The following is a 13,702-nucleotide window of genomic DNA, read 5'->3' as shown; positions in this document are numbered from 1 at the left end:
CAGCACGTCGGTGCGGTCAGCGAGGTCCACGCCGTGCGCGGGGTGTCGTTCACCGCACGCCACGGCGAGTCCATCGGGATCGTCGGGATCAACGGCTCCGGCAAGTCCACCCTGCTACGCGCCATCACCGGCCTCATCCCACCCCACTCCGGCTCCGTCTACGTCGACGGCGAACCCGCCCTGCTCGGCGTCAACGCAGCCCTCATGCCCCAGATGACCGGCTCCAAGAACATCGAGATCGGCGGCCTGGCCCTGGGCATGACCCCCAAGCAGATCGACGACAAGTTCGACGAGGTCGTCGAGTTCGCCGACATCGGCAGCTTCGTCGACCTACCCATGAAGACCTACTCCTCCGGCATGGCCGCCCGCCTCCGCTTCGCCATCAGCTCGGCCGCCATCCCCGACATCCTCATGGTCGACGAAGCCCTCGCCACCGGCGACGCCGCCTTCAAGGCCCGCTCCAAAGCCCGCATCGAAGAGGTCCGCCAACAAGCCGGCACCGTCTTCCTGGTCAGCCACTCCATCTCCACCATCGAAGCCATGTGCACCCGCGTGCTGTGGATGCACCAAGGCCGCCTCGTCATGGACGGACCCGTCGACCAGGTCACCACCGCCTACAAGAAGTTCGTCCGCGCGCAGCGGAACAAGAGCTAGCCCTGGCACACCCCGCACCAGAACAGGTTGCGGCCGGCCAGCTCCTTGAGCAGCACGGGGGCACCGCAGACCCGGCACGGCTGCCCGTCACGGTGGTACACGTAGAACGCCTGCTCCGGCGGCACGGCTCCGGGATCCCCGTCGGAGTTCTGGCGGGTCCGGCGTCGTGCGTCCGCGGCACCGCCGTCGGCCGGCCCGGACCGGTGCTCGGGCCGCGTGGTGACGATCCGGCCGGTGTCCGCGCCGTCGCGCATCAGGACGACCAGGTCGTCCCAGACCGCCGCGAGCGCCGTCGCCGGGACGTCACGCCCCGGGCGCAGCGGGTCGACGCCCGCGCGGAACAGCGCCTCGGCACGGTAGATGTTGCCGACCCCGGCGATCACGGCCTGGTCCATGAGCTGCTGCCCGACGGTCACGCGCGAACGCCGGGCCCTGGCGACGAACGCCTCGCGCGCCGCGTCGAGGGACGCCCGGCCGCCGTCGGGCCGGATCGGGTCCGGCCCGAGCCTCGCCTCGACGCCCGCCTTCTCGACGGGCGTGAGCACCTCGCACGCGGTGGGACCGGTCAGGTCTGCCACGGCGTGCGGGCCCAGCAGACGAGCCCGCACCGCCCCCCGCGGGTCCGGCGGGACCCACTCCCCCGGCGTCGGCACGGGAGCGGGGAGCGAGTCGCGCTCACCGATCCGTCGCCGCGGTGCCCCGATGGCGTGCACGACGTCGGTGCTCCCGTCGCCAGCGAACGTCCAGGCCCCGTAGAGACCCAGGTGGACACGGAGCCAGTGCACGGGCTCCTGGGGCACGGAGGCTGACGGGGCGGCCGCGAAGCCGACGAAGAGCTGCTTCCCCCAGGCCTCGGCCGTCACCACCGTGCCGCCGTCGAGCAGCGACGCCCCGGCCGCGAACCGGCCCTGCGGGCTGGTGACGCGCACCGGACGGCCGCCGAACAGCTCGCGCAGCATGCGGGCGAGCCGGTGGACGGTGTGCCCCTCGGGCACGTCAGGCGGAGGTGCGCGACGCCTCGTAGGCGGCGAGCTGGTCGATCCGGCGCTGGTGGCGCTCGTCGCCGGAGAAGGGCTCGGCGACGAAGGCGTCGACCAGCGCCGCGGCCTCCTCGAGCGAGTGCATGCGTCCACCGACGGCGACGACGTTCGCGTCGTTGTGCTGCCGGCCGAGCGTGGCGGTCTCCCGCGACCAGGCCAGGACGGCGCGCACACCCGTGACCTTGTTCGCGGCGATCTGCTCGCCGTTGCCCGACCCGCCGATGACGATGCCCAGCGACCCGGGCTCCGCCACGACGGCCTCCCCCGCGGAGAAGCAGAACGACGGGTAGTCGTCCAGCGCGTCGTAGGCGTTGGCACCGTGGTCGATGACGTCGTGCCCCGCGGCGCGCAGGTGCTCGACGAGGTGGGACTTGAGCTCGAATCCGGCGTGGTCGGCGGCGATGTGCAAGCGCATGGCCCCATTCTCACCCACGCGCGACCCTGCGTGCCGCCTCGTCTCACCGACCATCCCGCTCGGTGCGTACGCTGGCGCCATGACGACCGACGCGACCGGGCTGCGGTCCGGCATCGACACTTCAGCACTCGACCAGGGCGTCCGCCCGCAGGACGACCTGTTCCGCCACGTGAACGGCCGCTGGCTCGACTCGTACGAGATCCCTGCCGACCGCTCCATGGACGGGGCGTTCCGTGCGCTGCACGACGCTGCCGAGGAGCAGGTCCGCGAGATCATCACCGACGCGGGCGCGGCGGCGCGGCGCGGGGAGGCCACGGGCTCCCAGGCTCAGGTCGGCGCCCTCTACGCGAGCTTCATGGACACCGAGCGGATCGAGGCGCTGGGCACCTCGCCGGTGCTCGACGAGCTCGCCGCGGTCAAAGGCGCGACCGACCGGGCGGCGCTCGCTCGCGTGCTCGGCACGCTCCAGCGCACCGGTGGGGGCGGCGCTGTCGCCTTCTACGTCGACAACGACGCCAAGGACCCCGAGACCTACGTGACGTACCTCGTCCAGGGCGGCATCGGCCTGCCCGACGAGGCGTACTACCGCGAGGACCAGTACGCACCGATCCGGGCGCGGTACACCCCGCACGTGGCGCGCATGCTGACGCTCGCCGGCGTCGGGCAGGATGCCGAAGGCCCGACGGCGGCGGACGCGGCGGAGCGGGTCGTCGCCCTCGAGACGCAGCTCGCCTCCCACCACTGGGACGTCGTGCGCGACCGCGACGCCACCGAGACCTACAACCCGACGACGTTCGACGCGCTGGTCGCCTCGGCGCCCGGCTTCGACTGGGCCGGCTGGGCCGAGGCTCTCGGAGCCCCGGACGGCTCCCTCGACGCGCTCGTGGTGCGCGAGCCCTCGTTCGCCACCGGCTTCGCCGAGCTGTGGGCGTCGGCCGACCTGGACGACTGGAAGCTGTGGGCGGCCTACCACCTGATCACCGCCCGCGCGCCCTACCTGGCCGACGCCGTCGTCGAGGCGAACTTCGACTTCTACGGGCGCACGCTCTCCGGCGCCCAGGAGGTACGGGAGCGCTGGAAGCGTGCCGTCACCGTGGTCCAGGCCGCGCTCGGCGAGGCCGTCGGGCAGGAGTACGTGGCGCGCCACTTCCCGCCCACGCACAAGGAGCGCATGGACGAGCTCGTCTCGTACCTCGTCGCGGCCTACCGGGAGTCCATCCAGGAGCTCGACTGGATGACCGACGAGACCAAGCAGCGCGCCCTGACCAAGCTCGACAAGTTCACGCCCAAGGTGGGCTACCCCGTGCGGTGGCGCGACTACTCCGGCCTCGAGATCGCCGCCGACGACCTGGTCGGCAACGTCCGCCGCGCCCACGCGTTCGAGCAGGACTACGAGCTGGGCAAGATCGGCCGGCCGCTGGACCGCGACGAGTGGTTCATGACGCCGCAGACCGTGAACGCCTACTACAACCCGGGGATGAACGAGATCGTCTTCCCCGCGGCGATCCTGCAGCCGCCGTTCTTCGACCCGGACGCCGAGGACGCGGTGAACTTCGGCGGGATCGGTGCGGTCATCGGTCACGAGATCGGCCACGGGTTCGACGACCAGGGGTCGAAGTACGACGGCGACGGGCGCCTCGAGGACTGGTGGACGCCGACCGACCGGGCCGAGTTCGAGCAGCGGACGAAGGCGCTCGTCGACCAGTACGGCGCCTACCGGCCGGCCCAGCTGACCGACGACGACGCGCACGTCAACGGCGCGCTGACGATCGGCGAGAACATCGGCGACCTCGGCGGGCTCTCGATCGCGATCAAGGCGTACCGGATCGCTCTCGGCGGCTCCCTGGACGAGGCCCCGGTGATCGACGGGCTGACCAGCCTGCAGCGGGTGTTCCTCGGCTGGGCCCAGGTGTGGCAGGCCAAGGGCAGGGACGAGGAGGTCGTGCGCCGCCTGGCCACCGACCCGCACTCGCCCAACGAGTTCCGGTGCAACGGCGTCGTGCGCAACCTCGATGAGTACTACGAGGCGTACGACGTCGCGGCGGGCGACGCGCTGTTCCTCCCGGCCGAGGAGCGCGTCCGCATCTGGTGACGGTGTCCGGCGTCGGGGCCGGTCAGTAGGTCCCGACGCCGGCGCGTGCCAGCGAGAAGCCCTTGCCGGTCGGGTCGTGCTGGCAGTACATGCCGTCCTGCTTGCTGGAGCAGGTGAAGTCACCCTCGGTCACGGAATCGCCGTAGGACACCTGGTCGAGCTTCTTCGGCGCCTTCTTGGGCATGTCGGCGCTGCCGACGCACGGCAGCGCCACCTCGCCCTCGGCGTCGATGGACACGACGTAGCCGGTGGCACCGTCGCAACCCTCCACCGGCGCGGGCTGCTGGTTCAGCTCGGCGATCGCGCACGAGACCTGCTTCTCGAAGATCTCGCACGAGATGTTGCGCGACGGCGAGGCGAACGTGCTGACCGACGCTCCCGGGTCTGCGGAGGCGGACTCGTCCTCCTCGTCCTCGTCCTTCGTCTCGTCGGCGCCCTGGCTCGCGACCGGTCCCGGCTCCGCCCCCGCCTCGACCGACGGCACGTCCGACCCGCCCAGCACGTTGATCGCGAAGACGACCGCCACGATGATCAGGATGGCGTCCGCCGCGATGAACGCGATCCAGCCGGGTGTCAGCCGCTTCCCGCTCCGCCTCGCCGCCGGTGCGGCCGGGTTCTGCGTGGTCCCGGCGGGCGGCGTGGGCTGCTGGTAGGCGTACTGCTGCGGCGTGTACCCGTACTGCTGCGGGGGCGCCTGGCCGTACGTCGGCTGGTGGTATTCGGGCTGCTGGTACGCGGCCGGCTGATAGGCGGGCTGGCGCACCGGCGCGGTGTACTGCGTCTGCTGGGGCGCCGGTGCGGGCTGCGGCTGGTGCACCTGGGTGGGTGCCGGCTGCAGCTGACCGGGAGCCGGGGGGATCGGCGCGTGCGGGCTCGCCGTCGGCTGGTGGACCGCCGTCGGGGGCGCAGGGGCGTGGCTCGGCGCGGGCGACGGCGAGCCCGTCGCCCGGGCGTCGGGTGCAGCGCCAGGGGCGAACGACGGCGGGCTCGCCGCGGACTGACGTCGCACGGGCTCGCGCGAGTCGCCACCGTGACCCTGGGCAGGGCCGGGCGGCGGCGGGGGCGGCGGCACGTTGCCGGACATCTGGACTCCCTCCCGGGACGGCCGGCCGCTACGACCGGCCGACGCGCTGACGCGCACAGCGCAGGATGTCACGACCAGGTCTCGTCCGTCGAACCCGCACCTCCTGCCGCTGACGGTCCGCCGAGGGCCGCGACGGCGTCGAGGACGGCGTCCAGGCCCGGTTCGAACTCGGCGCCGAACGTGTAGTCCGGCCGGGCGACGTACCCGCGCGCCAGCGCGGCCAGGTGCGGAAGCTCGTCCGCCAGGCCCGTCCCCGGGTCGAACGCCGCCACCATCTGTTCGCGCACCCCCGGAGCGGCCGGCACCGCGGACTCCTGGAGGACGAAGCCGTACACGTAGGCGTCCACCACCGTGTAGGCGCGCGCCGCGGCAGGCAGGGAGAACCCTGCTTCGCGCAGCACGCCGAGCACGGCGTCGTGGTGGCGCAGCGCGGCGGGCCCCGGCGAGACCCGCGACTCCATCAGCCCCAGCGCCCACGGGTGCCGGAACAGGACCGCACGGGCCGAGACGGCACGTCGTCGCAGCTCGGCCCGCCACCCGCCGGTGGGGTCCGGCGTCGCGACCTGCGCGAGCACGGCGTCGACCATCCCGTCCAGGAGGTCGTCCTTGCCCGCGGTGTGCCGGTAGAGGGCCATGGGCTTGTATCCCAGGGACGCCGCGACCGAACGCATCGTCACGGCGGCGATCCCGTCGGCGTCGGCGACGGCGGTCGCCGCCGCGAGGATCGCGTCACGATCGAGGGGCATCTCGCCTCCGGCTGGTTGACGGCAGGTCGTCGCGACCCTAGCGTACTAAGTACACGCGTACTTAGTACGCACCCAGAAGGGATCTCCCCGTGCCATCACCGTCCTCGTTCCGCCTCGTCGCCGGCCGACTCACCGGCATCCTCTTCCTCTCCGCCTTCGTCCTCTACGGAGCCGGCAGCGCACTGGCGCCGGGAGCCCTCGGCAGCGCCCTCGTCCTCGCCAACTCGGCCGCCGTGGTCACCATCGGCGTGCTGTGCGCGCGAGCCCTGCGTCCCGACGCCCCGGTCACGGCCCGCACCTACCTCGTCGCGCGTGGCGTCGAGGCCCTGCTCCTGGTGGTCGGGCTCTGGCTCGTCGTCACCGGTCGTGCCGGCGACGACATCGCCTACGCCGGAGCGATGGTCGCCCTGGCGCTCGGCAGCCTGCCGTTCTGCCGTGCCGTGGCGAACCGTTGGGTCCCCCGCTGGTTCGCGGTCTGGGGCGCGGTCGGCTACGTCCTCATGGCCGCGGGAGCGGTGGCGGACCTGCTCGCCACCGGGCCCGGCATCTACCTCGCGGTCCCCGGCGGCCTGTTCGAGATCGCCTTCGGCGTGCTGCTGGTGGTCCGCGGGTTCCCGAGGGTGAGAACCGCGCCGTCGCGCCCCGAAAGGGTTCGGCACGCAGGGGCCGAGGTGGCATGATCGACGCACGCGACCGCGACGACCTCGTGGTCGGCGCCATCCGTCACCGTCCCAGGGAGCACCCGTGCCCGGAGAGAACCTGACCCGCGTCGAAGCGATCGAGCGCGCCGGGGTCATCACCACCGTCGAGTCGTACGCCGTCGACCTCGACCTGACCACCGGTCCGGAGACGTTCTCGTCCACGACCGTCATCCGGTTCTCCGCGGTCGAGGGGTCGAGCACCTTCGTCGACCTCGTCGCCCCGGTCCTGCGCGAGGTGACGCTCAACGGGCGGTCCCTCGACGTCACGGAGGTCTTCGCCGACTCCCGCATCGCCCTCGAGGGCCTCGCCGCCGAGAACGAGCTGCGCGTCGTCGCCGACTGCGCCTACATGAACACCGGCGAGGGCCTGCACCGGTTCGTCGACCCCGTCGACGGCGAGGTGTACCTCTACACCCAGTTCGAGGTCCCCGACGCCCGCCGCGTGTTCGCCACGTTCGAGCAGCCCGACCTCAAGGCGCCCTTCCAGCTCACCGTGACGGCCCCGGCCGCGTGGCACGTCGTGTCGAACCAGCCGACGCCGGAGCCCACGCCCGCCGAGCACGCGACCGAGCCCGACGTCGCCGCGGCCCGGTGGGAGTTCGGGCCCACGCCGCGCATCTCCACCTACCTGGCGGCGCTCGTCGCCGGGCCGTACGCCGTCGAGCGCGGCGAGGTCACGTCGTCGGACGGCCGGACGATCCCGCTGGGCGTGTTCTGCCGCTCCTCGCTGTCCGAGCACCTCGACGCCGAGGCGATCATGACCACGACGCGCCAGGGCTTCGCGTTCTACGAGGAGACCTTCGGCGTCCCCTACCCGTTCGACAAGTACGACCAGCTGTTCGTGCCCGAGTACAACATGGGCGCGATGGAGAACCCCGGCTGCGTCACCTTCACCGAGTCCTACGTGTTCCGCTCCCAGGTGACCGACGCCGTGCGGGAGCGCCGCGTGGTGACCGTGCTGCACGAGCTCGCGCACATGTGGTTCGGCGACCTGGTCACCATGAAGTGGTGGAACGACCTGTGGCTCAACGAGTCGTTCGCCGAGTACGTGTCCACGCTCGCCACGGCCGAGGCCACGGAGTGGGACGCCGCCTGGACCACCTTCAACGCGATGGAGAAGACCTGGGCCTACCGCCAGGACCAGCTCCCGTCCACGCACCCGATCGTCGCGCCGATCGACGACCTCGAGGACGTCCAGGTCAACTTCGACGGCATCACCTACGCCAAGGGCGCCTCGGTGCTCAAGCAGCTCGTCGCCTGGGTCGGGCGCGAGGAGTTCGTCAGCGGCGTCTCGGCCTACTTCCACAAGCACGCCTGGGGCAACACCGAGCTGCCCGACCTGCTGGTCGAGCTCGAGGCCACCAGCGGCCGCGACCTGGGCGCCTGGGCGAAGACCTGGCTGGAGACCGCGGGCGTCAACACGCTGCGCCCCGTCATCGAGCTCGACGACCACCGCCGCATCACGTCGTTCCAGATCGAGCAGACGGCCCCCGCCGACCACCCCACCATCCGCCCGCACCGCCTCGGCATCGGCTGCTACGACCTGGACGACTCCGGCGCCGTCGTGCGCACGCGCTCCGTGCAGGTCGACGTCGACGGCACCCGGACCGCGATCCCCGACCTGGTCGGTCTGACGCGGCCGGACCTCGTGCTGGTCAACGACGACGACCTGGCCTACGCCAAGGTCCGCCTCGACGAGGCCTCGCTGGACTTCGCCGTCGCGAACCTGTCGCGCATCAGCGACCCGCTGGCCCGCTCGCTCGTGTGGGGCTCGGTCTGGGACGCGGTGCGTGACGGCGAGACGCCGGCGTCGGCGTACGTCGATCTGGTCCTGGGCAACATCGCGGCGGAGACGGAGTCGACCACCGTCCGCACGACGCTCGCCCAGCTCGGCCTGGCAGCCCGCTCGTACGTGGCCCCCGAGCGCCGGGCCGCCACCCTCGAGCGCGTCGGGGACACGCTCTGGACGCTCGCGCAGGAGGCCGCTGCCGGGTCCGACCTGCAGCTCCAGCTCGTCAAGTACTTCTCGACGCTGGCCTCCACCGAGGCGCACGTGGCCCCGCTGCGCGGTCTGCTCGACGGTTCGGTGGTCCTCGACGGGCTGGCGGTCGACACCGACCTGCGCTGGGAGCTCCTGCAGGGGCTCGTCCAGCTCGGTGCCGCCGGCGACGACGAGATCGACGCGGCGCTGTCCGCCGACGACACCGCCTCGGGCCGCCAGGCCGCGGCGCGGGCTCGGGCGGCGACGCCGACCACCGCCGGCAAGGAGCGGGCGTTCGCCTCGGTCGTCGAGGACGCCGACGCACCGAACGCGATCATCCGCGCGACGGCCGCCGGGTTCGTGCAGGTGACCGACCCCGCGGTGCTGGTCTCGTTCGCCCAGCGCTACGTGGACGCCCTGCTGCCGATCTGGGAGACCCGCAGCTATCACATCGCGGAAGAGCTCATCGAGGGGCTCTACCCGGCTCCGCTCGCGTCGACGCGGCTGCGGGACACCGTCCGCGGCTGGCTCGAGACGCACGCCGACGCCCCGTCGGCCCTGCGTCGCATGGTGATCGAGGCGTTGGCGGGCACCGAGCGCGCCCTCGCCGCCCAGGCGGTCGACGCCGCGGCCTGACGTCGCGGCACCGCCCCGGCGAGCGAGAGGGCCCGGACCTGGTGGTCCGGGCCCTCTCGGTCCGTCTCGCGCGGGTCGGTACTACCTCGTCGAGGCGACGGCGGCGAAGAGCGATCGCAGGCGCGCGTTGTCGAAGAGGTCCTCGATCAGCACCACGTTCCCGGCGGAGTCGCCGAGCGGCACCTTCCAGTTCGGGTACTCCCGGTCGGTGCCCGGCTGGTTCTGGGCACGCCGCTCCCCCACGGCGTCGACGAGCTGGACCCCCACCAGGGCGGCCGACGAGCGCCGCAGGTACCGGTGCAGCGCCTCGACGACCTCACGCTCCGACGGGTTGTCCCCGACGAGCCCCTGCTGGGCCAGGACCGCGACCGCCGCGTCCCGCTCGGCGCGAGCCTGCCCACGCAGCGCCTGGGCGTCGTCGGCCAGGAGGCCGAGCCGCTCACGCAGGTCGACGTGCTCGCCGGCGAGGTACCCGGCCGTCGGTGGCATGTCGTGCGTGCCGACGGTCGCGAGCGTCAGACGGCGGTAGTCCTCCGGCGCGGTCGGCCGGCCGTCCGTCTTCTCGAACCAGAACACGGACGTGCCGAGGACTCCCCGGTCCGCCAGGTACTCACGCACCCACGGCTCGAAGACGCCCAGGTCCTCGCCGATGACGACGGCGCCGGCGCGCTGCGCCTCCAGGGCGAGGATGCCGACCAGCGCGTCGTGGTCGTAGCGCACGTAGGCGCCGTCACGCGCGGACATGCCCTCGGGCACCCACCACAGGCGGAACAGACCCAGGACGTGGTCGACCCGCAGGGCACCGGCGTGCCGCAGCGCGGTGCGCAGCATGTCCCGGTAGGGCCCGTAGCCGGCCCGCGCGAGCGCCCGCGGGTTCCAGGGCGGCTGTGACCAGTTCTGCCCCTGCTGGTTGTACATGTCCGGCGGGGCGCCCACCGCGACACCGCGGGCGAGCACGTCGCCGTTCGCCCACACGTCCGCCCCGTGGGGGTGGACGCCGACGGCGAGGTCGTGGACGATCCCGAGCCGCATCCCGGCGTCGACCGCCGTGCGCTGCGCCGCTGCCTTCTGCTCGTCGAACACCCATTGCAACCAGGTGAAGAAGTCGATCCGCTCGGCGAGCCGCTCGCGCGCGGCCGCGACCGCCGGGGAACCCGGGTCCGCCAGCTCGGCGGGCCAGGGCTTGCCGCCCAGCTCCTCGACGATCGCGCACCACGTCGCGAAGTCCTGCAGCCCGGGGCCCTGGGCGGCGACGAACTCCTCGTACGCGGCCTGCCGCGCGGCACGCCGCGGCGCGGAGTGCACCACCTCCAGCGCGGCCTTCTTCGCGTCCCAGACGGCGTCCCGGTCGAGCGGCCCGCCGTCCCCGTCGAGATACCGCACCGGGTCGGCCGCCCACTCGACGAGGGAGCGGTCCGCGGCGGAGAGGTACGCCGTCTCCAGGATGTCCTCGACACGGACGTAGACGGGGTTGCCGAACCTGCGAGACGTCGGCAGGTACGGTGACGGCGTCATCGGGGTGGAGGGCTCCGCCGCCGAGAGCGGGTTCACAGCCACGAAGTCCGCCCCGGCACGGTGCGCCGTCAGCCAGGCGAGGTCGGCCAGGTCGGCCAGGTCCCCGAGCCCCCACGACGTGCGCGATCGGACCGAGTAGAGCTGTGCGAGGACGCCCCACGCCTGACCACGAGCGAGGTACGGCGGCAGCTCGAGACGGTCCGGGGTGACCACCAGGGTCGTGGAGAACTCGTTCCCCTCGCTCAGGGCGTACAGCGTGTGCCAGCCCAGGGAGACGTCCGCAGGCACCGTGAACGTCGCGCGGCCCAGACGCCGGCCGTCGACCTCCCGCGGCTGGACGTCGTTCTCGGACTGCAGCAGATCGCGCCGTGGGCGCACGGCGTGGCGCCGACTGGCCGGCTCGGCACCGTCCAGCTCGAGCCACACGTGCACCGACGCGCCGTCCGTGACGTGCACCGGCACGTCGGTCTCGCGCCCCTGGCGCGCGACGACGGTCGGCGGCAGCACCGAGCGCCACTCCTCGTCCCGGACGCGGCGCAGCGCCTGCGAGATCGCCTGCGGGCCGCCGGCCTCGACGCCGAGCGCCTGCAGCACGGCGACGAGCGTCGCATCGGGCACGCGGGCGACCTCGCCCCCGAACCGGTGGTACTCGGTGAGCACCCCGTACGCCGCGGCGAGCTCGTGCAGCTCGGCGCGCACGCCGTCGTCGGGCACGGCCTGATCCATGTCCTTCATGCTCACGGGGACGATCCTGCCACCATCGGTCGTCCGGGGCCGACCCCCCACGCCAGGAAGCGGCCCGACGACGTTGCCCACGGGCCGGGACCGGCCGTTACGGTGGCACGCGTGAACTTGCTACTCCCCGCCACCGCGCCGCGGACCACCAGCACGCCCGACCCGTCGCCGTCACCCGTCCTCCCGGAGGAGATCGGGGAGGCGGGCGACGCCTTCTGGACCTGGTTCACCGGCTGGCCGCTGCACGTCCTCGTCATCCTCGTCGTCGGCGTGCTCGTCCTCGTCCTGCTGCGCCGTCTCATCTCCCACGTGACGGAACGGATCGCCACCGGCAAGCCCGCCACCGAGGACAAGAGGGCCAAGGACCGGGTCCGACGGTCGCCGATCGTGGGCGACGCGATCGGCATCGCGAACCCGCTGGCCTCCGCCCGCCGAGCGCAGCGGGCCCGCACCGTGGGGTCCGTGCTGAACTCGACGGCCAACATCGTCGTCGGCGTCATGATCCTGCTCATGGTCCTGACGGAGTTCGGGTTCGAGGTCGCACCGCTGCTCGCCTCCGCCGGCGTGGCCGGCATCGCGCTCGGTTTCGGCGCGCAGTCCCTGGTCAAGGACTTCATCTCCGGCGTCTTCATCCTCATCGAGGACCAGTACGGCGTGGGCGACGTCGTCGACCTGGGCTCCGGCGCCGACGGTGTCATCGAGGAGGTGCAGCTGCGAACCACGCAGGTGCGGTCCCTGGACGGCACGCTGTGGTGGGTCCGCAACGGCGAGATCCTGCGCGCCGGCAACCGCACCCAGGGCTGGTCGCGCGCGCTGGCCGAGGTCCGGGTCCCCGTGGACGCCGACGTCGACGTGGTCCGGACCGCGCTCGGCCGGGCGGCCGACGCCGTCGCGGCCGACCCCGAGCTGAGCGACGAGTTCCTCGAGCCGCCGTCGGTGCGCGGCGTGGACGCGGTGACTGACTTCTCCCTCGCCTTCACCCTGCACGCCCAGGTCAGGCCCGGCATGCAGTGGGAGGTCTCGCGCGCGCTGCGCCGCGCCGCGCAGGACCAGCTGCGGCGCGTCGACGTTCTGCGCACCGACGTGATCGCGTCCGACGAGGCCTGACGGCACTCGGCGGCGGGCACGCCCTGGACGCGTGCCCGCCGTCCGGCACCGCTCAGGCCGAGGTGAGGCGTCCGTCCAGCTCCGCTGCCAGGTTGTCGGCCTCGGGGCCCACGATGACCTGGATGATGGTGCCGGATCGCACCACGCCGAACGCACCCGACGCCTTGAGTCCGTGCTCGTCGACCAGCCGGGGATCGGACACCTGGACACGCAGTCGCGTGATGCACGGTTCGAGCTCGACGACGTTGGTGGTCCCGCCGAGGGCTGAGAGGATGTCTTCCGCCTTGCTCATTCGGTATCTCCCCAGGAAGTGGTTCGTCGGATCGCGTCTTTGCAGGTCCATCACCACCTTAGCGTCTCGGGCAACAGGGCGGGTCGGTGGCGGGTCGGTGGCGGGTCGGTGGCGGGTCGGTGGCGGGTCCTCAGCAGGCCGGGAGTGACCGTCGCCACGGACGACCGCCGCGCCGATCTGGGAAGATGTGCCGGTGACGACACCCAGCTTCTACGACGACATCGGCGGCCACGCCACGTTCGAGCGCCTCGTGGACGAGTTCTACGTGGGCGTCGCGGACGACGAGGTGCTGCGCCCCATGTACCCCGAGGAGGACCTGGGCCCCGCCAAGGAGCGGCTCACCATGTTCCTCGAGCAGTACTGGGGCGGGCCCACGACGTACAGCGAGCGGCGCGGGCACCCGCGCCTGCGGATGCGCCACGCCTCGTTCAAGGTGAACCCGGATGCCCGCGACCGCTGGCTGGCGCACATGCGCACCGCCGTGGACTCCCTCGAGCTGGCCCCGGCCCACGAGTCCCAGCTGTGGGACTACCTGGAGCGCGCGGCCTTCAGCCTGATCAACACCTTCGAGGAATGATGCGGAGCGAGCGTGCGAGCGCAGCACCATTCCGACCACCGACACGAGGAATGATGCGGAGCGAGCGTGCGAGCGCAGCACCATTCCGACCACCGACACGAGGAATGATGCGGAGCGAGCGTGCGAG

12 protein-coding genes are annotated in these 13,702 nt (G+C 72.6%); 6 read left to right on the top strand and 6 right to left on the bottom strand.

Annotated features, from left to right (window positions below):
• Positions 1-654: ABC transporter ATP-binding protein (locus ACH5HR_RS09120; RefSeq protein ID WP_416477495.1), on the top strand; the 654-nt coding region annotated here is incomplete at its 5' end.
• Here ACH5HR_RS09120 and ACH5HR_RS09115 read toward each other — a convergent pair.
• Both ACH5HR_RS09115 and ACH5HR_RS09110 read right to left on the bottom strand, forming a co-directional pair.
• Positions 651-1,649 (bottom strand): Fpg/Nei family DNA glycosylase, encoded by a 999-nt coding sequence (locus ACH5HR_RS09115; RefSeq protein WP_416477493.1) that lies wholly within the window; start codon positions 1,647-1,649, stop codon positions 651-653. The genes ACH5HR_RS09120 and ACH5HR_RS09115 overlap by 4 nt on opposite strands.
• A 1-nt stretch (position 1,650) precedes the next feature.
• Positions 1,651-2,109, bottom strand: coding sequence for a ribose-5-phosphate isomerase (locus ACH5HR_RS09110; protein WP_402376363.1), 459 nt, complete (start codon positions 2,107-2,109; stop codon positions 1,651-1,653).
• Positions 2,110-2,188: 79 nt separating this feature from the next.
• Here ACH5HR_RS09110 and ACH5HR_RS09105 point away from each other — a divergent pair, with 79 nt between their 5' ends.
• Positions 2,189-4,201: a M13 family metallopeptidase gene (locus ACH5HR_RS09105; RefSeq protein ID WP_416477491.1), complete on the top strand. Its 2,013-nt coding sequence runs from the start codon at positions 2,189-2,191 to the stop codon at positions 4,199-4,201.
• Positions 4,202-4,223: 22 nt separating this feature from the next.
• Here ACH5HR_RS09105 and ACH5HR_RS09100 read toward each other — a convergent pair whose 3' ends face one another.
• Together ACH5HR_RS09100 and ACH5HR_RS09095 are read right to left on the bottom strand one after the other, a co-directional pair.
• The gene (locus ACH5HR_RS09100) at positions 4,224-5,285 is read right to left on the bottom strand and encodes a hypothetical protein (protein WP_416477489.1); all 1,062 of its coding nucleotides are present in this window, start codon (positions 5,283-5,285) and stop codon (positions 4,224-4,226) included.
• Positions 5,286-5,353: 68 nt separating this feature from the next.
• Positions 5,354-6,031 (bottom strand): TetR/AcrR family transcriptional regulator C-terminal domain-containing protein, encoded by a 678-nt coding sequence (locus tag ACH5HR_RS09095; RefSeq protein ID WP_416477488.1) that lies wholly within the window; start codon positions 6,029-6,031, stop codon positions 5,354-5,356.
• A gap of 89 nt (positions 6,032-6,120) precedes the next feature.
• Between ACH5HR_RS09095 and ACH5HR_RS09090 the strand changes: the two genes are divergently transcribed.
• Complete coding sequence (locus tag ACH5HR_RS09090) at positions 6,121-6,711, top strand: DUF4386 family protein (RefSeq protein WP_416477486.1); 591 nt, start codon at positions 6,121-6,123, stop codon at positions 6,709-6,711.
• A 64-nt stretch (positions 6,712-6,775) separates the two neighbouring features.
• Positions 6,776-9,349: an aminopeptidase N gene (gene pepN, locus ACH5HR_RS09085; RefSeq protein ID WP_416477484.1), complete on the top strand. Its 2,574-nt coding sequence runs from the start codon at positions 6,776-6,778 to the stop codon at positions 9,347-9,349.
• Positions 9,350-9,430: 81 nt separating this feature from the next.
• Here the strand turns inward: pepN and malQ are convergent, their stop codons facing one another.
• Entirely contained in the window at positions 9,431-11,599 is a 2,169-nt protein-coding gene (malQ, locus tag ACH5HR_RS09080) for a 4-alpha-glucanotransferase (RefSeq protein WP_402376384.1), read from the bottom strand.
• A gap of 111 nt (positions 11,600-11,710) precedes the next feature.
• Here malQ and ACH5HR_RS09075 point away from each other — a divergent pair, with 111 nt between their 5' ends.
• The gene (locus ACH5HR_RS09075; RefSeq protein ID WP_416477483.1) at positions 11,711-12,706 is read left to right on the top strand and encodes a mechanosensitive ion channel family protein; all 996 of its coding nucleotides are present in this window, start codon (positions 11,711-11,713) and stop codon (positions 12,704-12,706) included.
• A 52-nt stretch (positions 12,707-12,758) separates the two neighbouring features.
• Here the strand turns inward: ACH5HR_RS09075 and ACH5HR_RS09070 are convergent, their stop codons facing one another.
• Positions 12,759-12,998 carry a PTS sugar transporter subunit IIB gene (locus tag ACH5HR_RS09070; protein ID WP_402376345.1) on the bottom strand — a complete coding sequence of 80 codons (240 nt, stop codon included), beginning with the start codon at positions 12,996-12,998 and terminating at the stop codon, positions 12,759-12,761.
• 193 nt (positions 12,999-13,191) lie between these two features.
• Here ACH5HR_RS09070 and ACH5HR_RS09065 point away from each other — a divergent pair, with 193 nt between their 5' ends.
• Entirely contained in the window at positions 13,192-13,575 is a 384-nt protein-coding gene (locus tag ACH5HR_RS09065) for a globin (protein WP_402376343.1), read from the top strand.
• Positions 13,576-13,702: the final 127 nt, after the last annotated feature.

It is taken from the genome of Isoptericola maris, from assembly GCF_048065335.1.
Lineage (GTDB): Bacteria > Actinomycetota > Actinomycetes > Actinomycetales > Cellulomonadaceae > Isoptericola > Isoptericola rhizosphaerae.
Note: the sequence above shows the minus strand (reverse complement) of the source record. Positions and strands in the feature narration are given on the sequence as shown.